Origin of the sequence: Yoonia sp. R2-816 (assembly GCF_046762905.1) — a bacterium.
Taxonomy (GTDB): domain Bacteria; phylum Pseudomonadota; class Alphaproteobacteria; order Rhodobacterales; family Rhodobacteraceae; genus Yoonia.
In genome coordinates this window covers 1-281 of the sequence record NZ_JBKQXN010000140.1, presented here as the reverse complement: position 1 = coordinate 281, position 281 = coordinate 1, and the positions used below count along the sequence as shown (strand labels likewise).

Genomic DNA, 281 nt, shown 5'->3' with positions numbered 1-281 from the left:
GCCGAAGTCGGTTCAGGCCAAAGCCAAGGGCCACCTGCACGATATCTGGCAGGCTGAGACGCGCGTGAATGCCGAGGCCGCTTTTGACTTCTTCATCACAACCTACGGCGTGAAATACGACAAGGCTGTCGGGAAACTGATCAAAGACCGCGACGTGTTGCTGGCCTTCTATGACTTCCCTGCCGAACACTGGAAGCACATCCGCACCACCAACCCCATCGAGAGCACCTTTGCCACTGTCCGACACCGCACTGGCAAAACCAAAGGCTGTCTCAGCCGCA

The 281-nt window shown here is 57.7% G+C and carries 1 protein-coding gene; it reads left to right on the top strand.

Annotated features, from left to right (window positions below; all coding sequences use genetic code 11):
* A partial coding sequence (locus ACFWW2_RS04750; RefSeq protein WP_393926597.1) for a transposase occupies nt 1–281 on the top strand: 281 nt, incomplete at both ends.